We start from the raw sequence: 21,714 nt of genomic DNA on the forward strand, positions 1-21,714 counted from the left end.
TAAGTATATTGTTGGGATTCAATCCATCTGGAATTTCGAAAATGGCGCGCAAAACTTTTTCAAGGCATAAAGGTGCGCACTACACCTGTTCATTAAAATCAAGTCCGCGTTCCTCGCCGTCTTCAATAATCAACGCGTGTTTCAACACGCCTTTGTCATCATATTGATAGCGGTGTTCGGATTCGACTTCGCCGTACACGATCTTTTGGCAGACCCGCAGGCGGCCCAGAGTATCGAAATAGCCACGATAAAAGGTGTTGCGATTGTTCAAGCCGGCTTCGGTCAGTTCATTGACCAGTTTTAACGGCAGTTTGACGCCGCTGTAGCTGACGAAATGGCGGCAGATAAGCGAGGGTTCCTGATTCATGCAGTTACTGTTAAGAAAATAAATGGATGGCGATAATTTCCAAGGTCCGGTCCAGCGGCAGATTTTCATTTTCGCCGATGATATTGTGTTCCGGAATCGGGTATTTCAAGTCGACGCCGTAGCATCCGCGGTTCTGGGCAAACGTGTAGACATAGACAGACAGGGCCGGATCATCGGTCAGGCAAAGCTCGACCGCCTGACGGTTTGGATCTGAGGCTTTCAATGCCAGCGTGTTCTCACCGTACAGACGCACCAGTTCCAGAAGCAACAGCTTCAGCGCGATATCCTTATCGACAGCCCAAACGTTGACCATGTCTAAAGCTTTTTCAGCACGATCGGTCTGGTGCAGTGGCTCAACAAGAACCGCCTCTGCAGTCTGTTGATCAGCCGCATCGAAAGCAAAAGGCCGAGCAAGGCGCTGCCGGCTGTCCACAGTTCGACGCCGGCGCTGGCATCGGGCAACAGCCAATTGGTCATGCCGGCGCTGGCGAACATGGCTATCAACGGCAACAGATACAATAACAATGAGGCTTTCAGCACCCAGACTTCATCGATGGCGACGATGACTTCATCGCCCACATGCAGATTGATCCGGCTGTCGACGACAACGGCTTTTTTGCCGACCACGCTGCCGATTGCCGACGTCGAGCACGAAGCTTTTTGCCTGCAGCCCGCGCAGGCGCCGCCCTGCCGGCTTTCGACCCAGACCTGATGGTTTTCTGTTTTTACGACGACGGCTAATTCTTCGATCATGGTTTTGCTCCAATTAATTGGTATTGGAGAGGCAGTACTATAGGGGCGAATTTATCTCCCTGGGGAGATAAATTCGCCCCTACATGGCCGCCAACCCCTTTAACCCTGTATCTGCAACAGGCCTGAATCAGGGCGCGTCTGCTTCGCCTGCCACTCATCGGGCGTATAAGCTTTGACGCTGACCGCATGCAGCTTGCCTGAGGCCAAGGGTTCCTTCAGCGTTGCCAGCACCAGCTGCTGCTCTTTTACCGGCGACAGATCCGTAAATTGCCTGCTGACGACCACTAAGGACAAGTCACAGCCGGCGCCTTCGATAAAAACCTGCGCATCCGGTAGCCCTTGACGCACCAGCGCTTCAACCTCGGCGGCGCTCAACGTATCGCCTTCCGGCTGCGCGTCTTTGGCGACCGCCTGCCGCAGCAGCGGCGACAGACTGCCCTCGTTGGCCATGGCTTCAATGATATCGCAGCCGCCCACCAGTTCGCCGTTCACGAACAATTGCGGATAAGTCGGCCAGTGCGAGATGCCCGGCAGCTTTTCGCGGATGAAAGGCGCCTCCAGCACGTTGATATAGGCATAGGCGACGCCGGTCTTGTTGAGAAAGTCGATGGCCTTGGCCGAAAACCCGCACTGCGGATTGGCCGGTATGCCTTTCATGTAGATGATGATCGGGTTGGATGCCAGTTGCTGGCGGATTTTGTCTTCGGTTTTCATGGTATTCCCGTGTTTCCTTTGTGGGGGCGACTTTAGTCGCCCGAACTTCGTAAAGCCGCCGTTATGACGCCTGCTGCCTGATCTTGACCGCTTCTTTCCTGATCACTTTGATTTCGCCTTCGCCCCTGACGGTGGCCGCATCGATGACGCACTGCTCAACATCGTCGCGAGAGGGGATCTCAAACATGGTCTTTCTGAGAATCTGCTCCATGATGCTGCGCAGCCCGCGCGCGCCGGTTTCCCGCTCGATGGCTTTGTTGGCGATTTCAACCAGTGCCTCCTGCTCGAATTTCAGCTCCACGCCCTCGTAGGCGAACAGTTGCTGATACTGACGGACCAGCGCATTCTTGGGTTCGGTCAAGACCTGTATCAAGGCGTCCACATCCAGCGGCTCCAGCGGCGCCAGCACCGGAAAGCGGCCGATGAATTCGGGAATCAGGCCGAACTTGCGCAGATCGCTGGGCTGTGTGGCATTGAGCATCTCTTCCAGAGCCGGCTTTTTGTTCGGGTTATTGACGGCGGCATGAAAGCCGATGGCCGTATCGGTGGGCACGAGGCGGCGCTCGACGTGTCTTTCCAGGCCCGGAAACGAGCCGCCGGCGATGAACAGGATATTGCGCGTATCGATGATCGTATCGGCGCCGTCCTTGCCGCGGCCCTTGGACGGCACCTTGACCTGCGAGCCTTCGACCAGCCGCAGCAAGGCCTGCTGCACGCCCTCGCCGGAGACATCACGTGTGCCGGTCTGCTGCTCCGGGCTGCGCGCGATTTTGTCGATCTCATCGAGATAGACGATGCCCCATTCGGCATTGCCGATATTGCCATTGGCCACATCCAGCAACCGGACCAGGATATTTTCCACGTCGTCGCCGACATAGCCGGCCTGCGTCAGCGTCGTGGCGTCGGCCACCACAAACGGCACGCCGACGATCTTGGCCAGCGTGCTGGCCAGCAGGGTCTTGCCGGTGCCGGACGGGCCGATCAGCAGGATGTTGGACTTGCCGATCTCCACGTCCTTGTCGAACTCGCCCAGGCCCGCATCGCCACTGACGTGCTTGAGCCGCTTGTAGTGGTTGTAGACCGCGACCGACAGTATTTCCTTGGCCAGATGCTGGCCAATGATGTACTGATCCAGATATTCCTTGATCTTGGCCGGAATCGGCAGCGGTCCCTGCATTTCCGCCAGCTCCTTGCGCCGGCTCCAGCTCGATATGACCTGGCTGGACAGCAAGACGCAGGCCTCGCAGATGGTGCCTTCGGCGCCGGCGATCAGTGGCACGGAAGCCGATTGTTCGATACCGCAAAAAGAACAGTGTCTGGTTTCTTTATCCGCCATAACTTTTTCCCTCCGTTTCGGCGACCGGCAAACTGGCCAGCCAGGCGCGCTGGCAGTTGCGTCTATAGCGCTCCTTCATCAGCTGGCGTATTTTCGGCGTCGCGTTTTTTAATGAGATGGTTTCCGCCCGGTGTATCTGTTTACAGAGCAGGACATGGAAACCGATTTCCGATTCCAGAACCTGGCTGACTTCGCCGGCCTTCATGCTGAACAGCACGGCGTCCAGTTCGGGATACAGCTTACCGCGCGGCACCTTGCCCAGCGTCCCCCCGTTCAGGGAGGTCGGGCATTCCGAATACTTCAGGGCCAGCTCGGCGAATTTATGCGGCTTTTTTAGCAGTCTCGCGCGGACATCCTGAATGCGGTCCCAAGCATTCTCGCGCGTGTTTTCGGGAAAATCCGGATTGATACTGATGAAGATGTGGCTGACTTCGCGCAGCTCCGGCCGGTTGAATTGCTCGGCGTGCAGATGGTAGTAAATGCCGATTTCTACTTCGCTGACTTCGGGCGAACGCGCGGCGATCTTCTCCAGCACGGCATTGACCTTGCATTGCCGGTACAATGCCGCACGCAAGGTCTCCTCGGTCAGCCGGTTTTTCGCCAACTCGCGCAGAAAAGCGCTCTCGTCTTCGTAACGGTCGCGGATTTCCTGATAGGCCGCCTGCCATTCGCGCTCGGGGATGATCACGCCAGCCGCTTCCGGCGCATTCAGCACCCGGCTTTCCAGCCGGTATTCGTTCCTGGCCTGCGCTTCGGCCTGCTGCAACTGGGCCGGGTCCAGCTTGTCCGGCGCTTTCCTAAACAGCGCCAGCGAGGAGCGGAGCAACGCATAGGGTTCTGTCCGGGCAGCTTTTTCAACGGTTTCCATAGTCAACCCTCCGGCTCGTTAAAGGTTTCGGGATGGGCGGGTTCCAGCGCCGATTCCGGCACTTGCAGCATCCGTCCGGTAAAATTGACGTGGTACTGAATCATCTCGTTGTCCCTGATCACTTTGAAAATCTCTCCCTGCGTGCCTTTGGGATACAGGATTTGGCCCTGGATGCCGAGATCGACTGCGCAGACCACCTGGTCCCTGAACTCGAAACGGCTGGGATTCCAGGGATCGTCGGCGCTGATCAGTTCCTCCAGGCGGCAGCCGACCATGCGGCCGTGATTGAGAAAATGCACCGTGAAGATGACCTGGTCCTGCAGGAAAGTGCCGACCTCGACCACGTTGCCGACACTGCCGCGCCGGATCAGCAGATGGCCCACCTCCAGGCCCGGATAGGTGCCGTCGTTGCGGATGTTGCGCGTTACGCGCACGGCCTCGCCGTATTCAAACCGGCCTTCGTCAAAGCGTTCGGGGTTCATGTTTTTATATCGCTCAGTGAAACAAACGCAGTCTGCGGCTGGCCCATGGAAAAGACCTTGAATACCTTCTCGGTCTGGGCGTCGGATTCGACGAAATCCTGGTAGGCGCGCATCAGCAGCCGGCTGTACACAGCCCGTTTGGCCTCCTCGTCATCCGGCATGCTGTCTCCGGCTTTTTGCAGGTAGTCATGGAAACGTTGCAGGATGTGCAGGCGGTTGACGTGCACAACGCGCTGATCGTATTCCAGCTCGAAATACTGCAGGAAGTCTTCGGCTGATTCCAGCTCTTCCATTTCTTCTTCGAAACTCATCGTTTTTCTCCAAACATTCAAATAGGCCCGACTAATGAGGTGTCCTGAAACAGCAGGTATAACGCCAGCAGGACGAACAGTGCTGTCGTTGTCACGGTCATCAGCATGGAATAGGGTTTTTCGTTTGACTTCGACATGACCGTCTCCTAAACAAATTAACCACAAAGTAGGGTACGCACCGCGTACCTTTCTAAAACTTGATTGTTCATTACGACTCTCAAAAGGTACGCAATGCGTACCCTACAACTAATGAAATCAGCGCATGTGTAGGAGCGAATTCATTCGCCCAGGGCGATTGAAATCGCCAAGCGGGACGGGGTTTGTAACCCCCGTCCCTAACGTTTCCGTGCACTCCTGTCCAAGTGGCCGTCCTTAACCGACACCAAACTTTCGGACGGGGCAACATGCCCCGTCCGGCTGCGATACTTTCACAGTCTCGTATGCACCGCGTACCTTTTAAAGCGTGCCGGTTCATCATGGCTCCGAAGTTAATTGACCACGAAGCTGTGTGGGGACGATTTCAATCGCCTAGGGCGAATGAATTCGCCCCTACAACCTCAGCCCGGCATTGCTGCAGCAATTCCAGCAGCCCCTTGGCGCCGATGCGGTCCATACGGTCCAGCTCGACCAGCTTCTCGAAAACCGCCTGGCTTAAATCTAGCCGGTGCAGGCGCATGTTCAGAAAGCCGATGGCTTTCAGGGTGAACAGGTACAAGCGGACTCTTGTCAGCGAATCGGGCGGAACCGCATCGATATGGCTCTGCCGCAGATCGCGCCAGTCTTCAGGAAAACCGGTCATGAGCCTGACCACGTCCAAAGCCTTGCCGGTCGCGTTGAGAGCATCTTCCAGCCGGTGCTGGTAGTAGTAAAAACGGTTCAGGGCCACCAGCACGTTCAGCGACTCGGGCGCCAGGAAATAGGCCCTCAGCAAAGGCAATTCGGCCTCGCTGCTATAGTTTTCGGCTGCCTTTTTAATCAGCCCCTCGACCTCGGGCGCATCCGGCCGGTCGAAGTACAGATCTTTGGCTTCAAAATCGAGCAGATCCATTTATTCCCCCACCGCGCGCTTGATGACGATTTCCTGCTCGGCCGCGCAGAGGCTTTCGGCTTCACATGCCTCGCAATGCTGCTCGTGCAATACTTTGCTGACTTCGGTCTGCCGCGCTTCCAGTTCGTCGATGCGCTCCATCAGGCAATTGATGGCCTTACCGACCGGATCGGGCACCAGATGATGGTCCAGATCGATGCCGTGCCGGTTCTGTATCTTGGTGCCCTTGCTCTGGATGACGCGGCCGGGAATGCCGACCACCGTGCAGCAGGGCGGCACGTCCTTGACGACCACGGAATTGGCGCCGACGCGCACGTTGTCGCCTAGCGTGATGGCGCCCAGCACCTTGGCGCCGGAGCCGACCAGCACGTTATCGCCCAGCGTGGGATGGCGTTTTTCCTTGTTCCAGGTCGTCCCGCCCAGCGTCACACCATGATAGAGCGTGACGTCGTTGCCGATGATCGCGGTTTCGCCGATCACGACGCCCAGGCCGTGGTCGATGAACAGGCGTCGGCCTATGGTGGCGCCCGGATGGATATCGACATTAGTCAGCATCCGTGCAACCGAGCCGAGGATTCTGGCCGGCAATTTCCAGCCCGCCTTCCACAACCGGTGATTGGCGCGGTGAAACAACGTCGCGTGTACGCCCGGGTAGGTCAGCAGGATTTCCCAGACACTGTGCGCTGCCGGATCGCGGGCGAACACGCAATGGACGTCTTCCCGCCATTGCGCTATCAGGCTCAGCGGCGCTTCCAGGCGCTCGTCTATAGACACGGCAGCCATCAGCTCAGACTCCAGCCGGTTTTGCCCGGCACCGCCAGGCCCGGTATCCTGAAAAAGGAACCCGGATAGCGGTCATCGCCCTGCTCTCGTCTTTGAGGCTCTGCCGGCAGCGTTTGTCCGGGCATGTCCGCGGTCTTTTCCGCTGAGGGTTGTTTGGCTTGATCATTCATAGCAATATCCTCCGGAGAGATTTTGATGAAACCGGTCCAGGTCGGCAGCGGTCGGCGAACGTTTAGTACGGCTGACGAACTGCCGGACCTGCATCAGCAATTGCTGCGCCTGCAGGCGCGTCAGCTGTATGCCCAGTTGCTGATAGGCATGCATGACGCCGCGCGTGCCCGAATGCTTGCCCAGGACCAGTTGGTGACGGCGTCCGACGATGGCCGGATCAACGCCCTGATAATTGTTCGGATCTTTCAGCAGGCCATCGACATGAATGCCCGCTTCATGGCTGAAGACGTCCTTGCCGATCAGGCTTTTGCGGCTGCCGATGGCATCGCCGGAAGCTTTAGCGACCTGCTCCGACAAGGCTGTGAAATTAGTCAGATCGACGCCCGTTTCAAAGCCGTACAACTGCTTCAGGCCGACCACGACTTCTTCCAGCGCAGCGTTGCCGGCCCGCTCGCCCAAGCCGTTGACGGTGGTGTTCAGATGCATGGCGCCGGCCAGGGCTGCGGCCAGCGTATTGGCCGTGGCGAGCCCCAAATCGTCGTGGGCATGCATTTCAATTTCCAGATCGGTTGCGGCACGCAAGCGCTTGATTGTTTCAAACACGCCGAACGGTTCCATGATGCCGACCGTGTCGGCAAAGCGGATGCGGCTCGCCCCTGCCGCTTGCGCGGCTTCGGCCATTTGCAGCAGAAAGCCGGTATCGGCGCGCGAGGCATCTTCCATGCCGACGCAGACCTCCAGGCCTAGATCGCGCGCCTCGCGCACGCAGGAAGCGATGGTCTTCAGGACCCACGGCCTGCTTTGTTTCAGTTTGTTCTCAATATGCTGGTCCGATGCCGAAATCGACAGATCGACCTTATCAACATTAAGGTTCAGGCAGGCCCGCAAATCCTCGCGCCGCATCCTGGACCAGACCAGCAGTTTGGCGGGCAATCCCAGGGCCACGATAGCCTTGATCTCGTCACGCTCAAGCTCGCCCATGGCCGGAATGCCGATCTCCAGCTCCGGCACGCCCAAAGCCGCCAGCTTAGCGGCAATCGCCAGCTTCTCATCCAGCGAAAAGGCGACGCCGGCCGATTGCTCGCCGTCCCTGAGCGTGGTGTCGTCAATGATGATGGTGCGAGATTGAGCTTTCATAATTTACGTAGATTGAGCTTTCATAATTTACGTAGGGCACGCATCGCGTACCATTTGTTGGGTTTTAATTAAGGCACGCGGTGCGTACCCTACATTTCCTGTCATGCATAGGTCGGCTGAAACGCCTGTTCGGGATTGACCACCGGTCCGTTGCCGTCCCAGTAAGGCGACAGCTTGCGCAGGGTCGCGGCGATGTCGGGCATCACTTTCAAGACCTCGTCGACTTCCGCCATCGTGTTGTAGCGCGAGAACGAGAAGCGGATCGTGCCGTGCGCAGCCGTATACGGGATGTTCATGGCGCGCATCACATGCGAAGGCTCCAGCGATCCCGAGGTGCAGGCCGAGCCGCTGGAAGCGGCGATGCCGGCTTTGTTGAGCAGCATCAGGATGGCCTCGCCCTCGATGTATTCAAACGCGATATCGGTGGTATTGGGCAGACGGTTGTCGATGTCGCCGGTGATAAAGCAGTTCGGAATCAGCCCTACGATGCCCTGCTCCAGGCGGTCGCGCATGGCTTTGACGTAAGTGTTCTCGTACTCGATATGCGCCAGCGCCAGTTCGCAGGCTTTGCCGAGGCCGACGATGCCCGCCGAATTCTCGGTGCCGGCGCGCCGTCCTCGTTCCTGATGGCCGCCGCGCAGCAGCGGACGGAAACGCGTGCCGCGCCGCAGGTACAACACGCCGATGCCTTTGGGCGCATGCAGCTTGTGGCCTGAGAGCGACAGCATGTCGATCTTGGTGTCCTTCAGCATCATCGGAATCTTGCCGACCGCCTGAACTGCGTCGGTGTGGAACATGACGCCGGCGGCATGGGCCATTTCGGCCATTTCCACGACCGGGAACAGCGTGCCGGTTTCATTGTTGGCCCACATGACCGAAACGATGGCGACTTTATCGGACAGCAGTTTTTTGTAAGCGTCCAGATCCAGGCGCCCGACTTTGTCCACGGGCATGCGATGAATCGTGTAGCCTTCCTTTTCCAAATGCTCGCACAGGTTCAGGATGGCCGGATGCTCGACGGTTGTCGTGATGATTTCCTTTCGGTCCGGCTGCGCCTTGATGGCCGACAGGATGGCCGTCGAGTCGGATTCGGTGCCGCAGGAGGTGAAGATGATCTCCGAATCGTGCTCGCAGCCCAGCAGTTCCTGAACCTGATGGCGCGCTTGCTTGATACCCTTGGCGACACCGTCGGCGAACCGGTGGATCGATGACGGGTTGCCGAACTGTTCGGTGAAATACGGCAGCATTGCATCGACCACGAGCGGATCGACGCGCGTGGTGGCATTGTTATCGAGATAGATGGCGTTCATGATTTACGCTCCTGCCGCGGCGGCTTTAGGCATTTGTGAGGCCGGGACGACCTTGATGTATTCACCCAGCGTTTCCATGAGCCGTTGCTGAATGCCGGCCACGGTCATGGCGGCCATCTGGCAGCCGTTGCAGGCGCCGGTCATGTTGACGTAAGCGGTGTTGCCGATGACTTCGACCAGCTCCACGTTGCCGCCGTCGGCCATCAGTTGCGGCCTTAAATTATCCAGCACCTCTTCGATTTTCTTGATGCGCTGCAGGTTGGTCATCGGCGCCTTGGTCTTGGCCAATGCGGCCACCTCGATCGGCGCGGCGTTCGGATCGAATTTTTCGCCCCGCTCGGCCAGCACTTTCGCCAGGATGCCTTCGATGTCTTCATGGCAGGCCGCACAGCCGCCGCCCGCTTTGGTGAAGTTGGTGACATCCTCGACCGTGCGCAGGTTATTGGCTACGACCATTTCCTCGATCATGACGGCATCGATCGCAAAGCATTTGCAGATCAGCGCGCCTTCTTCATGATCGTCCTTCCATTCTTCGCCTCGGTAGTTCGCGACAGCGGCCTGCAGGGCTTCGCGCCCCATGACCGAGCAGTGCATTTTTTCGGGCGGCAGGCCGTCCAGTTCATTGGCGATGTCCTGGTTGGTGACTTTCAGCGCCTCATCCAGCGTCATGCCTTTGATGATTTCGGTCAGCACTGAGGATGACGCGATCGCGGAACCGCAGCCGAAGGTCTGGAAACCGGCGTCCTCGATGATCTCGGTTTCTTCGTTGACTTTCAATGTCAGCCTGAGCGCGTCGCCGCAACTGATCGAGCCCACTTCGCCGACCGCATTGGCATCGGCGACAGCTCCGGCATTTTTAGGGTTGAAAAAATGTTCTTGGACTTTTTCTGAGTAATCCCACATCGTTTAATCCTCCAGAAGCTATTGATTAGGGCTGTTTACGAACACGTATTGAACGATGTGCCGCAGGCGCAACTTTTAACGGCATTTGGATTGCTGAACTTGAACCCCGACCCTTCTATGCTGTCGATAAAGTCGACGGACATGCCGTCCAGCATGGGCATACTGTTAGGATCGATGAACACCTTGACGCTGCCGCAATCGATAACGGTGTCTTCTGCGCTCTGATTTTCCTCCAGCTTCAGGCCGTATTGCAGACCCGAACAGCCGCCATCGGTTACTTCAATCCGCAAGCCGGCTGTAGGCTTGTCGGAACCGGCGATAAATCGCCCGACAGCGTTAATAGCGTTTTCAGTCAATGTAATCATGTAAGTCTCCTGAATAGGGTTGGCATCGTTCTTGTTAATACTTAAAGCAACCTGTATGCCATCACCCTTTTATTTTTTTAATGCCTTGTTTAATAAAGAAGAAATAAAGCAGGAATAATATGACGGACTGGCCAGGGCAGGTTCTAAACAGACAATCACTTGAAACTTTGTAGGCTTTGCTACAAAACAATCGGAAGCTTTGAGGAGATAACACATGAGAATTGAAGACCTTGATATAGGCGATGTTGTTTATGCAGCTCACGCGATCACCGATGACGGCTCCATGCCGAATGGCATGCACGGCCAAGTGCTGGCCGAAGCCGGGGCTCGCGGCGTCATCACCATGATCGGCCATGTGGAAGAGCAGCCGGAGCGCAGCGTTTATATAGTGCGCTTTGAAGACAGGGAAATGAATCTGGGCACCCCCATCGGGTGCTGGCCTGAAGATTTGAGACTGGAGAGCCGGCATGAGAATGCTTGGGGAAGGTTTGAATTTTCATAACCTTATACCGCCACGAAGTCGTAGGGTTACGCATAGCCTACCTTTTCGGAGTCGTGATGAACCGTCAAGATTTAAAAGGTACGCGATGCGTACCCTATCTGAGACAGGACGGGGCTGAAAACCCCGTCCCACTTGTGGCCAACCCAGCCTACTCACTGTGCAACAGCAAGCAATAACCATAATATGAACGAACAAACACAGACCGTCATCGACTACCACCACCGCACCAAGCACCATCTGGACCGCTACGCAAAAGGACCTGAAACCCTGGACTGGGACGACCAGCCCGATCCGTTCCGACGCTTCGCCGGCTGCGAATCGATGCCACTGCCTAAACCCGGCGCCGAGCTGCCCATCCTGTTCAGCGAACTGGACAACCCGCAGGCCATCGCCCCCCAGGCACTGACGCTGGAATCGCTGGGCTTGCTGCTGGAGCTGTCCTTCGGCCTGGCGGCCTGGAAACAGTACGGACCTGACCGCTGGGCATTGCGCTGCAACCCGTCCAGCGGCAATCTGCATCCGACTGAGGCTTATCTGATCAATACAGACAGCTCATTGATGAAGCCGGGCGTTTACCACTATGTCAGCCATGACCATCATCTGGAGCGGCGCTGCCGATTTGCCGATGATGTGGATAATACAGGCATTTTGATCGGATTGAGCTCGGTACACTGGCGCGAAGCCTGGAAATACGGCGAGCGGGCTTACCGCTACTGCCAGCACGATACCGGCCATGCGCTGGGCGCCTTGCGCTACGCCGCGGCGGCGCTGGGCTGGTCGGTTGAATTGCTGGCCGAATGCGCCGATGATGACATAGCCGCATTGCTGGGGCTTGACCGTCAGGATGACTTCAAGCCGGACGAACGGGAATCGCCCGACCTGATCTGCCGCATACATACGGCTTCCGGCACAGGCACACCTTTTGAAATCGAAACTTTGTCGGAAACCCTACAATCAGCCGCGTGGTCAGGCCGGGCAAGCAACCTGAAGGCCTATCACATGTACAAATGGCCCATCATAGACGAGGTCTCCGCTGCCGCCGCCAAGCCGCGCACCGGAGAACCACTCTGGCAGGCCGCCCCGCAGCCGGTCGTCACCTTATCCAGCCGACAGACGGCAACGGCCCTTATCCGCCAGCGCCGCAGCGCCCAGCATTTCGACGGCAAAACCACCCTGCCGCTGACCGACTTCTACCGACTGCTGAGCGCTGTCATGCCGGCTCGCAAACCGCCTTTCGATCTGTGGCGCTGGCCCGCGAAAATCCATCTGTTTTTGTTTGTACACCGCATTGAAAGCCTGGCTCCGGGCATATATGCCTTGCCTCGCGATCCTGAAGCGCTTGATAAACTGCAGAACGCCACACTCGCCGACTTTGACTGGCAGCCCGTATCGGACATCCTGCCGCTTTATCAGCTCTACATGGGCGATTGCCGGCAGATCGCCAAAACGCTGTCCTGCCACCAGTCAATCGCCAGCGACAGTGCCTTCAGCCTGGCCATGGTGGCCGAATTCGGCTTCGGCGATCAACCCTGGATCTACCGCCGGCTGTTTTGGGAATGCGGCCTGATCGGCCAGGCGCTATATCTGGAAGCCGAGGCGGCAGGCGTGCGCGGCACCGGCATCGGCTGTTATTTCGATGACAGCGTCCACGAAATTCTCGGCATCAAGTCTGACCGGCTCCAGAGCCTGTACCATTTCACCGTGGGCATGCCGCTGGAAGACACGCGGCTGCAGACTTTGCCGCCTTATGACCATTTACGGAACAAAGAGGCGCGTTAGTATTTTGACAGGATTGGGTTTATGCGCTCTAATCCGGACTAGATGCAAAAAAAGCACATCCCGCCCAGCAAATAAGCAACAATAATTAAACACAAGGTAATTCTATGAAGAGCAACAATCAAGTGGTTGACCGGCTGAATAAATTACTGGCCGGCGAATTGACCGCCATGGATCAATATTTCATTCATTCGCGCATGTATGAAAACTGGGGTTTCAATAAATTGTACGAGCGCATCAATCATGAAATGCAGGACGAGACAGGCCATGCCGATGCGCTGATCAAGCGCATCCTGTTTCTTGAGGGCATGCCGAACCTGTCGGTCCGAAATCCTCTGGCTGTCGGCAGCACGGTTCCTGACATGCTGAAAAACGACCTTGCCCTGGAAATGCAGGTGATCAGCGCGTTAAAGGAAGCCATTGCCTATTGCGAGTCGGTCAATGACTACGTCACCCGGGAGATTCTGGAAGGCATGCTGGAGGACACCGAGGACGACCATACCCATTGGCTGGAAAAGCAACTGGGCCTGATCGATAGAATCGGCCTGCAAAATTATCTGCAGTCGCAGATGTAGCCGTCAGTGCCGGGCCTAGCATCCCCCAGCCGGCGCTTCGGTCAGTGTATTCTTTTATCCGCGGCGGCTTGCTCGGGCTCTGGATTATTCGTATCCAGATGCCCTTTCTTCAACCCTCGCCTTGCCTCCTCCGCCAGTTTCTCGTAATGGTCATGGAATTCATCGAGCTGAGCCTGCTCCATTTCCTCAAGGTCCAGCAATGCGTTATGGGCGCCCTGGGTGGCCCGAATCAACTCATCAAGCTTAATCTGAATGGCCTCGGTGTCGCGGTTCTGCGTATTCTGAATCAGGAACACCATCAGGAACGTCACAATGGTCGTAGCTGTGTTGATGACCAGTTGCCATGTATCGCTGAAACCAAAAAAGGGGCCGGTGATGCCCCAGACAATAATAAACCCTACCGCTACGCTAAAGGTCATCGGGCGTCCGCTGATCCGTGACGCCAGTCTGGCCATATTTGAATACCATGCCGTGTCTTTCATCGCTTGCCTCCAGTGTCATTATTGCCATTAAGACAAGGGGATGAGGTGAAAGTGCGGCTTTGGGCGATTTGTGCAGGCTGGGCTGGCGCTCTGCGGAAATCCGGCCTGTCAGATGATCGAAAACGTAAAATAGATTCCAGTCTTGCCCGGCTTTAGCCCGCCTTCTTTTCAACGGCGGGTGTACCGATGCTTCACCCCTGCCGGGAAATAATCAGGGCTTGCAAACGTGTGCAGAGTGATTTGGGGCAATTGCCGCTCCTGCGGCGTGTAATTGGCGAATTCGCTGTTCAAGCGCAGCAACTGCGCGCGAATAGATTCGGCTATCACGGGCACCATGGTTTCGTCGGGCTCAACGTCGGGCAGCAGTTCCACGGCAATGTGCAGATAACTGTCGCCCGCTTCGGTTTCCGCTGTTTCCAGCACGAATTTACCGGTCACCCAATTCATGATCTCCGGCTGCTCCAGGCCGACCGTGACGTTTTCCGGATAAATATTGGCGCCGTAGTAGGACACGGTAAAATCGGCCCGCCCAAACACATACACAAACGGCAAATGGCGAGGCTGAAAATCTTCGTCCAGACCTAATTCGTTGAATGACCGCACGCCCTGCGCCTGCAGAAAACCCCACAACTCATCAAAATCCAGTATACCGCCCTTGTCGGCAATGTGATAGCGCACCAGGGGCACGCTATTTTCTGCTGAAAACACCAGCGTGCCTTCGTGCACTTCGAAGAAGCGCCGGGCCGGATCGTATTGCGCCAGCGTCGGCAGCCGCGATTCGCCGAACAAGGTACGGGCCGCTTCGGGATGATCGGCCAGCCAGCGGCGGATTGCAATGCTGAACGGCGTTTCATTGCCGAGCACGCCGCCATCGGCCGTGCCGTACAGCGAAGCCGAATCGAAGCAGGGCGAACCGGAGCCGATGCGCTGCCCCACCAGGCTGCGCCATTCCTCGCTGAACACTTCACCGGCAAAAACCAGCTTGGGATTAAAGCTAGGCCAGTGGATACCTTCGGCGGCGCCGGCGTCTATCACGTCTTTGACGAACGGCGGATAGCCCAGCAGCACCGTCTGCTCGAAATGGGGCGCCAGCTCGCGCACGACCCGAAAGATTTCCGCCTTGTTGTTGCCGGGCGTCGCCACCATCAACGGGTAGCCCTTGCGCGCCAGATGCCAGCAGCAGGACGTCGTGTACAAACCGCCCACCCAGTTGCCCAGCGCGAAGCAGACCACCGCCAGCGTGCTGCGCTCATGGGCATGGAAACTGTCGTGAAAGATCTGCTCGAAGCGCTGGGCCACAGCCAGTTCATAATCGGCAGAGCGCGGCCAGAAAGTCGGCTGTCCCGTAGAGCCGGAAGAGACCGCCACGCGGTCAGCTCCGCGAAGACTGCCGCCCAGGCAGCGCTCCGGCAGCGGATAAGCCTGCATGTAGTTGGCCTTGGTCATCAGCGGCAGTTTCTGGAAATCCTGATAGGAGTTAACCTCAGCGGGATTTACTTCTTGCGACTCCAGAAACTGCCGGTAAGCGGGAACCTCGGCTACGCACCGGCGAAACAGGGCCAGCGCCTTGTCTTCAGGATTGACGGTCTGGTGCTCTGCCAGAAGCGCATCCAGCGGCGTCGAAATAAAGTGATTATAAGCATCAGTAGACGGAGGCATAAGCGAGTCGGACATGAAAGATACCTGAAAAATGTTCACATGGCACAACGCCTGGCCGTCAACAGACAGGTCAGGCGCCGTCTTCAGTTCTTGAGCCGTGCCCTCGAACCGGATACTTGCAGGCGTCAGCGGCAAAGTGCGCCTATCGCCTTATTTTGAATTTTTTTCCAATGCCGTCTGGCAAGGCAAACAATATTTGCAGGCGATAGCCTTTCGGCGACTTTCCGGTATCGGTTCGCCGCATTCTTCGCAATCGATAGCCGATTCGCCGGTATACATTGATTTTCGTGTTTCTTCAATAAAGAGCGTGGTCATTTGTTCCATTCGCTCCATGATGGCATCGGTGCCACCTGCCCATGCGGATGACATATTTCTCACTCGACTTGTAGGTTATGGAATTTAACAGGATTTGTTTAAGCCTATGGCTTTCCAAAGTCCTTATATTTTAACGTCATTGAATCATTTTTACCGCATTATCCGATACTTGTACAGCAAACCAATGCCGGGCAGATACGCCTGTCTTTCAATTAAAGACCGGCTCATTAAGCCAGCTGTCATACAAATGTCATCTGACTGCTCTATGCTGGCGGCCACCACTTAAAGAACGACAGGTATAGAGATGTTGCTGAACTGGATCAGAGAAAAAATGACCTTGCTGGGATTAAACGATCAAGAGACCGACAACGATGAGTCCGATATCGGGTTCGATTTTGCGTTAAGTTTTGATATGGTTGATCAACTGTCCAGCCCCCTCATCAACGATCCGGGTATTAGAGCGTTTGCCAATGCCAGCAAAATGAAATTGTTGGAACATTGACCTGTTATCCCGCCATCGCTCATCATGAATTTTAACGATAATGCCCAGGCAGTCGGGCAATCAGTCATCAACAACTGACCGACAAAGCCAGACGTCGGTCTCTGTCGATCAAATCAATCTTCGTGCCCAGCACTCGGCTTTCCCTGTCCAGCACCTGCTGCAGCCAGAAAGCATCTTTAGGCGTCGCGTAATTCAACCGGAAGCGTTTGATTTGCAGGGGCGACATCATCAGGTTGACCAGTTTTCCTGTCGTCAGGTCCAGCGTTACCAAGTACATCAGCGAGAGATCGCCCCGGAATTCTTCGTGGCCTGAAATGCCCTCATAGTCGTTCAGAAAGTCGCCGCAGCCGTACAGGATCGGCTTGCCCTGATAGACTTCGATGCCTTTGGGATGGTGCGATGAATGGCCATGCACCACGTCCACATGGGCCAGATCTATCAACCGGTGCGCAAATTCTCTTTGCGCATTTACTATCTTGTAACCCCAGTTTCCGCCCCAGTGTATCGAGGCCACCACGCAATCGCCTCTCTGCTTAAGATCCGCGATCCGCTCGGCGATACGGCTCAGCGTGTGCTCTGAGAAATCCGGCAGCAGATTCACGCCCGGCTTATCGTGGCGGGCGCCCCACTGCAAGGGAATGCCGCTGCTGTCATCGCCGAAGCCGAATACCAGCACGCGCCCTTTCCCTGCCACCTCGATAATCGCTGGCGCTTCGGCTTCCGATAGGCTCCGGCCCGCCCCGGCGCACTTGAGTTCGGCATCGGCCAGAGTGGTCAAGGTTTCTTTCAGGCCATCATAGCCCCAGTCCAGGACATGGTTGTTGGCCAGCACGCAGCAGTCGATACCTGCCGCAGTAATGCAGGGGATGTTCTTCGGATGCATCCGGTAATTGATGCCCTTGCCAGGCCAGAAATCAGAGCTGGTCGTTACTGCCGTTTCGAGATTGATGATGCGGACGTCGGGACCGGTGCGCCGGAGTTCTTCAAGCGCATCGCCCCAGATATAGTCAAAACCGACCGGTTCCGGAATGGGGCCGTTGGCCTCCTCCGCGATCTGCACATAGCCTCGGGCGGAGTTCATATAAGACTCATGAATCCGCGGGTTGGAAGGATGCGGCAGCACCTGGTCGATACCCCGGCCGGTCATCACATCGCCGCACAGAAATAACGTAACTGTCCGGTTATCGCGGGAAGTCGTCTGAGCTGAAAGGCCTTGATCGTACATCATTTCTTTCCTGTCCGGCGCTGATCGCGCATCGGCCATGCCCAGTGCGATCGCCGTAAGCCCGGCTAATTTCAGGAAATCCCTTCGCGTTCTCGGTTTTAACTGATAATCACGCATCGCCGGCAAATAGAGGTAGGTTAATAGTCCCATTGACCATCATTCCATCCGAAAGCTCCGAATACCAGTTTGCAAAAATGGCTATAAGTTTTCATCGCCTGACATGGATACATAGACCAGGTATTCCGGTCATAGGAACAAACTTATGATGTGTAGATGAGGAAGCCGCCTTGAGACTGCCATTTGAAGACCGCGCCTACGCCGGGCGCCTGCTGGGACAGGCCTTGGCCAAATACGCCAACCGGCCGGACGTGATTGTCCTTGCCTTGCCCCGCGGCGGAGTCCCGGTAGGGTTCGAGGCCGCCCAGGCGATTAACGCATCGCTGGATATCATGCTGGTGCGCAAACTCGGAACGCCCGGCCATGAGGAACTGGCCATGGGCGCAATCGCCAGCGGCGGCATAACAGTGTTCAACGCTGAGCTGGTGTCACGACTTCATATCGGTCCGGAGCTCATGGAAGCCGCCATTAAAAGAGAGCAACAGGAACTGCAACGGCGCGAGCAGGCCTATCGGGGCAATCATCCGCTACCTGTTGTCGAGAACCGCCATGTGATTCTGGTGGACGACGGTCTGGCTACGGGGGCGAGCATGCGTGCCGCTGTCGCCGCCTTGAGGCAACGCAATCCCGCTTCGGTCATAGTGGCCATCCCCGTAGCTCCGCCTGATACGGTAGCGATGCTGAAAGAGGAAGCCGATGAGGTGATCTGCCTGGCCATGCCAGAGCCATTTTCAGCCGTCGGCCGCTGGTACAGGGATTTTTCCCAGACCACCGATGAGGACGTCAAGTCCCTCCTCGAATCCGTCTGGTCTACGGAATTCAGTTCCGCAAACTACACGGAAAAGCCATGACTCATCCCGCATCCCCGGCGCCCATTGAAGTCAGCATGATGTTTGAAGGCATCTCCCTTGACGGCAGCCTTACCGTTCCTGAGCGTGCAAAGGGTCTGGTAGTCTTCGCTCATGGCAGCGGCAGCAGCCGGTTCAGCCGGCGCAACCGTTTCGTGGCCGAAATCCTGAACGAGGCCGGGCTTGCCACGCTGCTTTTCGATCTTTTGACTTCGGATGAGGAAGACATCGATCTGCGCACGCGCGAATTCCGTTTCGATATCGAATTGCTGACCGACCGGCTCATTGGCGTGATCGATTGGGTGAGCCAAAACGCAACGACCGCCGGGTTTGCCGTTGGGCTGTTTGGGGCCAGCACCGGCGCGTCGGCTGCATTGGGCGCTGCCGCCGCACGCACCAGGAAAGTCGCCGCAGTCGTCTCGCGCGGCGGACGGCCTGATCTGGCGCTACGCCATCTGGCCAAGGTGAGAGCGCCTACGCTGTTGATCGTAGGAGGGGAAGACGCTGTGGTCATCGGGCTCAACCAACAGGCGGCCCGCTATCTGCAGGCCGAGCATCGCCTGGAGATCGTTCCCGGCGCCACTCACCTGTTCGAGGAACCGGGTAAACTGGAACAGGTGGCGAAGCTCACCCGTGACTGGTTCCTGCGCTATCTGTCCGGCTCATGAATCTCGACGCGATGCGCCTGTTTGCACTGAGCGAAAGCCGGGTGCTTGGAGAAAAAATCGGAGCGGCTCTCAATATACCGCTGGCTCTGCACGAGGAACGAGACTTTGAAGACGGCGAGCACAAGATACGCCCTTTGGAGAGCGTGCGGGGCTGCGACGTTTTCGTGATCCAGTCGCTGTACAGCGAGCCTGGAAAAAGCGTCAACGACAAGCTGTGCCGGCTGCTGTTTTTCATCGGCGCCCTGAAAGATGCCTCGGCCCGATCGGTGACCGCCGTCCTGCCCTATCTCGGTTATGCGCGCAAAGACCGGAAAACCAAGTCGCGCGATCCGGTGACGACCCGCTACATGGCGCAGCTGCTGGAGGCCGTGGGAACGGATCGGGTGCTGACCCTCGACGTGCATAACCTTGCCGCTTTTCAAAACGCTTTTCGATGTCCTACGGACCATCTGGAAGCCAAGGAACTGTTCGTCGAACATTTCGCAGCGCGGTTTGCCGATGCCGATGTGGTCGTCGTTTCTCCGGACGTCGGCGGCGTCAAACGTGCGGAACTGTTTCGCGAAGCGCTGAGCCAGCGGCTGAGCGGGCCTGCCGGCAGCGCCTTCATGGAAAAGCAGCGCAGCGCCGGGGTCGTCAGCGGCGAAGCGCTGGTAGGCGATGTAAAAGGCAAAGTCGCCATCATCATCGACGACATGATCAGCACCGGCGGCACGATCCTGCGGACCGCGCATGCCTGCCGCAGACAGGGCGCACAAAGCATCCATGCAGCCGCTTCCCACGGCATTTTCGTGGGCAAGGCCGATCAGGTCGTGGCCGATCCCGCCCTGGATAGCCTGGTGGTCACCAATACGCTGCCGCCGTTTCGGCTCGACCCGGAACTCGTGCGCAACCGGCTGACGATGCTGGACGTCGCGCCGCTATTCGCGGACGCCATCCGGCATATTCACACCAGCGGTTCCAGCGTAGAGTTCCTGTAGGCGCAAACACACTTCATCCCTGCCTTCATCAATGAGGCACATACCGCTCTGCTTGGTCGAGATAGGTTCGGGCAAGGCTTAGCCAGCGCTGATGATCCTCAACGTCATGATCCACCGTGTGCCATACAGCGATCTTGGCGCGCAGGCAGGCACGGAAAACCATGTAAAACGCGATCAGTTCAGTGGGACAGGCATCGCGGACGGCTTTCTTGTAGTACGCCAGAATCTGGTCGCCGATAACGGGCGCACCGATACGCTCGCATTCCAGGGCCAGGTAAGCCAATTCGTCAACGGGGTCCAGCGTGCGGAACTGCCGGTTGAACTCCAGGCAATCGATGATCACCGGCTCTGAGATCAGACAGATATGCTGCGGCCTGAGGTCGCCATGTGCATCGATGATGCGCCCGTCCCTTGCGCGCTGTTCAAGAAGGTCTCCCTGTTCTGTCAGAAATTGCCTTTGCGCCGCCATGAGCCCGTCCACCTGCACGCCGGGCAAAGCGTATCGGCTGTCGCTCAATTCGATCAGAGTGCTCCGAATATCCGCCTCGAAGCTGCGCCGATACTCGGCCGGGCTTATGGCTAAGGAAGGCGAAAATTGATAAAAATCGGCCAGCACCTGGCTCACCTTCCGCATATCCGCGGCCGAGACCGTCCCTTCGCGAATCGCAACATCGAGCATGCGGTCGGCGGGCAGGCGGCGCATTTGCACCAGCCAGTCCACCACTCGCCCTTTGCCGCCCAGTTTCATGCCGCCATCGGCTTCCAGCGTGAGCGGCACGGTGCCGAGATAAATATGTTTAGCCAACCGCCGATTGAGATTTACTTCACGCTCGCAGTTTTTGTGCCTGGCTTCCAAGGTGCTGAAATCCAGGTAATCATATCGAACGGATTTCTTCAGCTTGTAAACCAGCCTATCGGTTAGAAAAACCCAGGACATGTGAGTTTTGATGACTTCGACATATGCAGGCCTGTCCGGATAGCTGTCCGGTTGCCGAAGAAAGGCTACCTTTTCTTCGATACGCATTGTGCGCGTTTCCCGCAAGCAGCACTATTCAGTAAGCCTGATCTGAATACCATACTCTGTGTTCCGCCTTCAGTATCATTGTTACCGTTAAGACAAAAGGCCGGGGCGAAAGTGCGGCCTTGGCCGTCCGATTGAGGAAGCTGGGCTGGCGCTTTGCGGAAACCCGGCATATCGGGGGCGGTAAATGCTGGGTTTATCAACCCATATATGGACTCCTCGATTATTGCAAGCCAAGTTTTCAATTTTGTAATGTCAGTAACAGAGATCAAGATTGCCGCCATATATTCGGTCTCTCAACAGAGGTTTTCATACCTCAGGACTCCTGATGAATCTATCCGCGCGCTTTCACCTCAACCAGCCTAACGGTTTCTTAATGAACTCTCTGGGTTGAACGGGTTTGGAAAGCACCGGTCTGACCTGTTGTTGTCATCACTGATGGTTAACTTGCCTCCGTAATCTTGTGTACTCGGTTAAAACATGTCCCAAGAGGGTTATC

Annotated in this window: 27 protein-coding genes; 7 read left to right on the forward strand and 20 right to left on the reverse strand. The window is 56.8% G+C overall.

Going from position 1 to position 21,714, the window contains the following annotated elements; genetic code table 11:
- Positions 1–79 precede the first annotated feature (79 nt).
- From ACTNE6_RS15850 to ACTNE6_RS15920, 15 genes are all read right to left on the reverse strand, one after another.
- Positions 80–367 carry a DUF6156 family protein gene (locus ACTNE6_RS15850; RefSeq protein ID WP_194968574.1) on the reverse strand — a complete coding sequence of 96 codons (288 nt, stop codon included), beginning with the start codon at positions 365–367 and terminating at the stop codon, positions 80–82.
- Positions 368–377: 10 nt separating this feature from the next.
- Entirely contained in the window at positions 378–680 is a 303-nt protein-coding gene (locus tag ACTNE6_RS15855; protein ID WP_442497429.1) for a hypothetical protein, read from the reverse strand.
- Between the two features lie 2 nt (positions 681–682).
- Positions 683–1,120, reverse strand: coding sequence for a SoxR reducing system RseC family protein (locus ACTNE6_RS15860; protein ID WP_442497430.1), 438 nt, complete (start codon positions 1,118–1,120; stop codon positions 683–685).
- Positions 1,121–1,219: 99 nt separating this feature from the next.
- Positions 1,220–1,834, reverse strand: a complete 615-nt coding sequence (grxD, locus tag ACTNE6_RS15865) for a Grx4 family monothiol glutaredoxin (RefSeq protein WP_442497431.1) — start codon at positions 1,832–1,834, stop codon at positions 1,220–1,222.
- A 61-nt stretch (positions 1,835–1,895) separates the two neighbouring features.
- Positions 1,896–3,170, reverse strand: a complete 1,275-nt coding sequence (gene clpX, locus ACTNE6_RS15870; protein WP_331816782.1) for an ATP-dependent Clp protease ATP-binding subunit ClpX — start codon at positions 3,168–3,170, stop codon at positions 1,896–1,898.
- Positions 3,160–4,038 carry a nitrogen fixation protein NifM gene (gene nifM / locus ACTNE6_RS15875; protein WP_442497432.1) on the reverse strand — a complete coding sequence of 293 codons (879 nt, stop codon included), beginning with the start codon at positions 4,036–4,038 and terminating at the stop codon, positions 3,160–3,162. Before nifM ends, clpX begins: the two co-directional genes overlap by 11 nt.
- 2 nt (positions 4,039–4,040) lie before the next feature.
- Positions 4,041–4,520, reverse strand: coding sequence for a nitrogen fixation protein NifZ (locus ACTNE6_RS15880; RefSeq protein ID WP_442497433.1), 480 nt, complete (start codon positions 4,518–4,520; stop codon positions 4,041–4,043).
- Positions 4,517–4,831 (reverse strand): nitrogenase-stabilizing/protective protein NifW, encoded by a 315-nt coding sequence (gene nifW / locus ACTNE6_RS15885; protein WP_331816778.1) that lies wholly within the window; start codon positions 4,829–4,831, stop codon positions 4,517–4,519. The genes ACTNE6_RS15880 and nifW overlap by 4 nt, the downstream gene beginning before the upstream one ends.
- A 520-nt stretch (positions 4,832–5,351) precedes the next feature.
- Positions 5,352–5,879: a hypothetical protein gene (locus ACTNE6_RS15890; RefSeq protein WP_442497434.1), complete on the reverse strand. Its 528-nt coding sequence runs from the start codon at positions 5,877–5,879 to the stop codon at positions 5,352–5,354.
- Positions 5,880–6,662 (reverse strand): serine O-acetyltransferase, encoded by a 783-nt coding sequence (gene cysE, locus ACTNE6_RS15895; RefSeq protein WP_442497435.1) that lies wholly within the window; start codon positions 6,660–6,662, stop codon positions 5,880–5,882.
- Positions 6,662–6,832, reverse strand: coding sequence for a hypothetical protein (locus ACTNE6_RS15900; protein ID WP_194968564.1), 171 nt, complete (start codon positions 6,830–6,832; stop codon positions 6,662–6,664). The genes cysE and ACTNE6_RS15900 overlap by 1 nt, the downstream gene beginning before the upstream one ends.
- Positions 6,825–7,970 (reverse strand): homocitrate synthase, encoded by a 1,146-nt coding sequence (nifV, locus tag ACTNE6_RS15905; RefSeq protein ID WP_442497436.1) that lies wholly within the window; start codon positions 7,968–7,970, stop codon positions 6,825–6,827. Before nifV ends, ACTNE6_RS15900 begins: the two co-directional genes overlap by 8 nt.
- A 101-nt stretch (positions 7,971–8,071) precedes the next feature.
- Positions 8,072–9,280 carry a cysteine desulfurase NifS gene (gene nifS, locus ACTNE6_RS15910; protein WP_442497437.1) on the reverse strand — a complete coding sequence of 403 codons (1,209 nt, stop codon included), beginning with the start codon at positions 9,278–9,280 and terminating at the stop codon, positions 8,072–8,074.
- Positions 9,281–9,283: 3 nt separating this feature from the next.
- Complete coding sequence (nifU, locus tag ACTNE6_RS15915) at positions 9,284–10,183, reverse strand: Fe-S cluster assembly protein NifU (RefSeq protein WP_442497438.1); 900 nt, start codon at positions 10,181–10,183, stop codon at positions 9,284–9,286.
- 35 nt (positions 10,184–10,218) lie between these two features.
- The gene (locus tag ACTNE6_RS15920) at positions 10,219–10,548 is read right to left on the reverse strand and encodes a HesB/IscA family protein (RefSeq protein ID WP_442497439.1); all 330 of its coding nucleotides are present in this window, start codon (positions 10,546–10,548) and stop codon (positions 10,219–10,221) included.
- A gap of 214 nt (positions 10,549–10,762) precedes the next feature.
- On the opposite strand from ACTNE6_RS15920, the gene ACTNE6_RS15925 reads away from it, so the two are divergent.
- The 3 genes from ACTNE6_RS15925 (at position 10,763) to bfr (ending at position 13,401) form a co-directional block, all read left to right on the forward strand.
- Complete coding sequence (locus ACTNE6_RS15925) at positions 10,763–11,050, forward strand: nitrogen fixation protein NifZ (protein WP_331816764.1); 288 nt, start codon at positions 10,763–10,765, stop codon at positions 11,048–11,050.
- A 183-nt stretch (positions 11,051–11,233) separates the two neighbouring features.
- Complete coding sequence (locus ACTNE6_RS15930; protein WP_442497440.1) at positions 11,234–12,829, forward strand: SagB/ThcOx family dehydrogenase; 1,596 nt, start codon at positions 11,234–11,236, stop codon at positions 12,827–12,829.
- Between the two features lie 104 nt (positions 12,830–12,933).
- Positions 12,934–13,401 (forward strand): bacterioferritin, encoded by a 468-nt coding sequence (gene bfr / locus ACTNE6_RS15935; RefSeq protein ID WP_442497441.1) that lies wholly within the window; start codon positions 12,934–12,936, stop codon positions 13,399–13,401.
- A gap of 41 nt (positions 13,402–13,442) precedes the next feature.
- Here the strand turns inward: bfr and ACTNE6_RS15940 are convergent, their stop codons facing one another.
- The 3 genes from ACTNE6_RS15940 to ACTNE6_RS15950 all read right to left on the reverse strand — a co-directional run bounded on the left by ACTNE6_RS15940 (position 13,443) and on the right by ACTNE6_RS15950 (position 15,911).
- A complete protein-coding gene (locus ACTNE6_RS15940) occupies positions 13,443–13,883 on the reverse strand; it encodes a low affinity iron permease family protein (RefSeq protein ID WP_442497442.1) in 441 nt (146 codons plus the stop codon).
- 168 nt (positions 13,884–14,051) lie between these two features.
- Entirely contained in the window at positions 14,052–15,557 is a 1,506-nt protein-coding gene (locus ACTNE6_RS15945) for a phenylacetate--CoA ligase family protein (RefSeq protein WP_442499708.1), read from the reverse strand.
- A gap of 135 nt (positions 15,558–15,692) precedes the next feature.
- Positions 15,693–15,911, reverse strand: a complete 219-nt coding sequence (locus ACTNE6_RS15950) for a TraR/DksA C4-type zinc finger protein (protein WP_194968554.1) — start codon at positions 15,909–15,911, stop codon at positions 15,693–15,695.
- A 250-nt stretch (positions 15,912–16,161) separates the two neighbouring features.
- Between ACTNE6_RS15950 and ACTNE6_RS15955 the strand changes: the two genes are divergently transcribed.
- The gene (locus ACTNE6_RS15955) at positions 16,162–16,359 is read left to right on the forward strand and encodes a hypothetical protein (RefSeq protein ID WP_442497443.1); all 198 of its coding nucleotides are present in this window, start codon (positions 16,162–16,164) and stop codon (positions 16,357–16,359) included.
- 67 nt (positions 16,360–16,426) lie between these two features.
- On the opposite strand, the gene ACTNE6_RS15960 is transcribed toward ACTNE6_RS15955, so the two are convergent.
- Positions 16,427–17,734, reverse strand: a complete 1,308-nt coding sequence (locus tag ACTNE6_RS15960) for a CapA family protein (RefSeq protein ID WP_442497444.1) — start codon at positions 17,732–17,734, stop codon at positions 16,427–16,429.
- Positions 17,735–17,871: 137 nt separating this feature from the next.
- Here ACTNE6_RS15960 and ACTNE6_RS15965 point away from each other — a divergent pair, with 137 nt between their 5' ends.
- Genes ACTNE6_RS15965 through ACTNE6_RS15975 form a run of 3 tightly spaced genes read left to right on the forward strand, consistent with a single transcriptional unit; the run spans position 17,872 to position 20,194 of the window.
- Positions 17,872–18,552: a phosphoribosyltransferase gene (locus ACTNE6_RS15965; RefSeq protein WP_442497445.1), complete on the forward strand. Its 681-nt coding sequence runs from the start codon at positions 17,872–17,874 to the stop codon at positions 18,550–18,552.
- Complete coding sequence (locus tag ACTNE6_RS15970; RefSeq protein WP_442497446.1) at positions 18,549–19,217, forward strand: dienelactone hydrolase family protein; 669 nt, start codon at positions 18,549–18,551, stop codon at positions 19,215–19,217. Before ACTNE6_RS15965 ends, ACTNE6_RS15970 begins: the two co-directional genes overlap by 4 nt.
- Positions 19,214–20,194 (forward strand): ribose-phosphate diphosphokinase, encoded by a 981-nt coding sequence (locus ACTNE6_RS15975; protein WP_442497447.1) that lies wholly within the window; start codon positions 19,214–19,216, stop codon positions 20,192–20,194. Before ACTNE6_RS15970 ends, ACTNE6_RS15975 begins: the two co-directional genes overlap by 4 nt.
- A gap of 28 nt (positions 20,195–20,222) precedes the next feature.
- Here ACTNE6_RS15975 and ACTNE6_RS15980 read toward each other — a convergent pair whose 3' ends face one another.
- The gene (locus ACTNE6_RS15980) at positions 20,223–21,218 is read right to left on the reverse strand and encodes a hypothetical protein (RefSeq protein WP_442497448.1); all 996 of its coding nucleotides are present in this window, start codon (positions 21,216–21,218) and stop codon (positions 20,223–20,225) included.
- Between the last annotated feature and the right edge of the window lie 496 nt (positions 21,219–21,714).

It is taken from the genome of Methylobacter sp. sgz302048 (assembly GCF_052162025.1).
Taxonomy (GTDB): Bacteria; Pseudomonadota; Gammaproteobacteria; order Methylococcales; family Methylomonadaceae; genus Methylobacter.

Excerpts from the sequence above, each read along its gene's own strand:
- ACTNE6_RS15880 (WP_442497433.1), bottom strand. The coding sequence starts at position 4,520 with ATGAACCCCGAACGCTTTGACGAAGGCCGGTTTGAATACGGCGAGGCC.
- ACTNE6_RS15930 (WP_442497440.1), top strand. The coding sequence starts at position 11,234 with ATGAACGAACAAACACAGACCGTCATCGACTACCACCACCGCACCAAG.
- ACTNE6_RS15975 (WP_442497447.1), top strand. The coding sequence starts at position 19,214 with ATGAATCTCGACGCGATGCGCCTGTTTGCACTGAGCGAAAGCCGGGTG.
- ACTNE6_RS15860 (WP_442497430.1), bottom strand. The coding sequence starts at position 1,120 with ATGATCGAAGAATTAGCCGTCGTCGTAAAAACAGAAAACCATCAGGTC.
- nifV (WP_442497436.1), bottom strand. The coding sequence starts at position 7,970 with ATGAAAGCTCAATCTCGCACCATCATCATTGACGACACCACGCTCAGG.
- grxD (WP_442497431.1), bottom strand. The coding sequence starts at position 1,834 with ATGAAAACCGAAGACAAAATCCGCCAGCAACTGGCATCCAACCCGATC.
- clpX (WP_331816782.1), bottom strand. The coding sequence starts at position 3,170 with ATGGCGGATAAAGAAACCAGACACTGTTCTTTTTGCGGTATCGAACAA.
- ACTNE6_RS15970 (WP_442497446.1), top strand. The coding sequence starts at position 18,549 with ATGACTCATCCCGCATCCCCGGCGCCCATTGAAGTCAGCATGATGTTT.
- ACTNE6_RS15890 (WP_442497434.1), bottom strand. The coding sequence starts at position 5,879 with ATGGATCTGCTCGATTTTGAAGCCAAAGATCTGTACTTCGACCGGCCG.
- ACTNE6_RS15950 (WP_194968554.1), bottom strand. The coding sequence starts at position 15,911 with ATGTCATCCGCATGGGCAGGTGGCACCGATGCCATCATGGAGCGAATG.
- ACTNE6_RS15955 (WP_442497443.1), top strand. The coding sequence starts at position 16,162 with ATGTTGCTGAACTGGATCAGAGAAAAAATGACCTTGCTGGGATTAAAC.
- nifU (WP_442497438.1), bottom strand. The coding sequence starts at position 10,183 with ATGTGGGATTACTCAGAAAAAGTCCAAGAACATTTTTTCAACCCTAAA.
- nifS (WP_442497437.1), bottom strand. The coding sequence starts at position 9,280 with ATGAACGCCATCTATCTCGATAACAATGCCACCACGCGCGTCGATCCG.
- ACTNE6_RS15850 (WP_194968574.1), bottom strand. The coding sequence starts at position 367 with ATGAATCAGGAACCCTCGCTTATCTGCCGCCATTTCGTCAGCTACAGC.
- cysE (WP_442497435.1), bottom strand. The coding sequence starts at position 6,662 with ATGGCTGCCGTGTCTATAGACGAGCGCCTGGAAGCGCCGCTGAGCCTG.
- ACTNE6_RS15900 (WP_194968564.1), bottom strand. The coding sequence starts at position 6,832 with ATGAATGATCAAGCCAAACAACCCTCAGCGGAAAAGACCGCGGACATG.
- ACTNE6_RS15945 (WP_442499708.1), bottom strand. The coding sequence starts at position 15,557 with ATGTCCGACTCGCTTATGCCTCCGTCTACTGATGCTTATAATCACTTT.
- bfr (WP_442497441.1), top strand. The coding sequence starts at position 12,934 with ATGAAGAGCAACAATCAAGTGGTTGACCGGCTGAATAAATTACTGGCC.
- ACTNE6_RS15980 (WP_442497448.1), bottom strand. The coding sequence starts at position 21,218 with ATGCGTATCGAAGAAAAGGTAGCCTTTCTTCGGCAACCGGACAGCTAT.
- ACTNE6_RS15960 (WP_442497444.1), bottom strand. The coding sequence starts at position 17,734 with ATGGGACTATTAACCTACCTCTATTTGCCGGCGATGCGTGATTATCAG.
- ACTNE6_RS15940 (WP_442497442.1), bottom strand. The coding sequence starts at position 13,883 with ATGAAAGACACGGCATGGTATTCAAATATGGCCAGACTGGCGTCACGG.
- nifW (WP_331816778.1), bottom strand. The coding sequence starts at position 4,831 with ATGAGTTTCGAAGAAGAAATGGAAGAGCTGGAATCAGCCGAAGACTTC.
- ACTNE6_RS15920 (WP_442497439.1), bottom strand. The coding sequence starts at position 10,548 with ATGATTACATTGACTGAAAACGCTATTAACGCTGTCGGGCGATTTATC.
- ACTNE6_RS15855 (WP_442497429.1), bottom strand. The coding sequence starts at position 680 with ATGGTCAACGTTTGGGCTGTCGATAAGGATATCGCGCTGAAGCTGTTG.
- nifM (WP_442497432.1), bottom strand. The coding sequence starts at position 4,038 with ATGGAAACCGTTGAAAAAGCTGCCCGGACAGAACCCTATGCGTTGCTC.
- ACTNE6_RS15925 (WP_331816764.1), top strand. The coding sequence starts at position 10,763 with ATGAGAATTGAAGACCTTGATATAGGCGATGTTGTTTATGCAGCTCAC.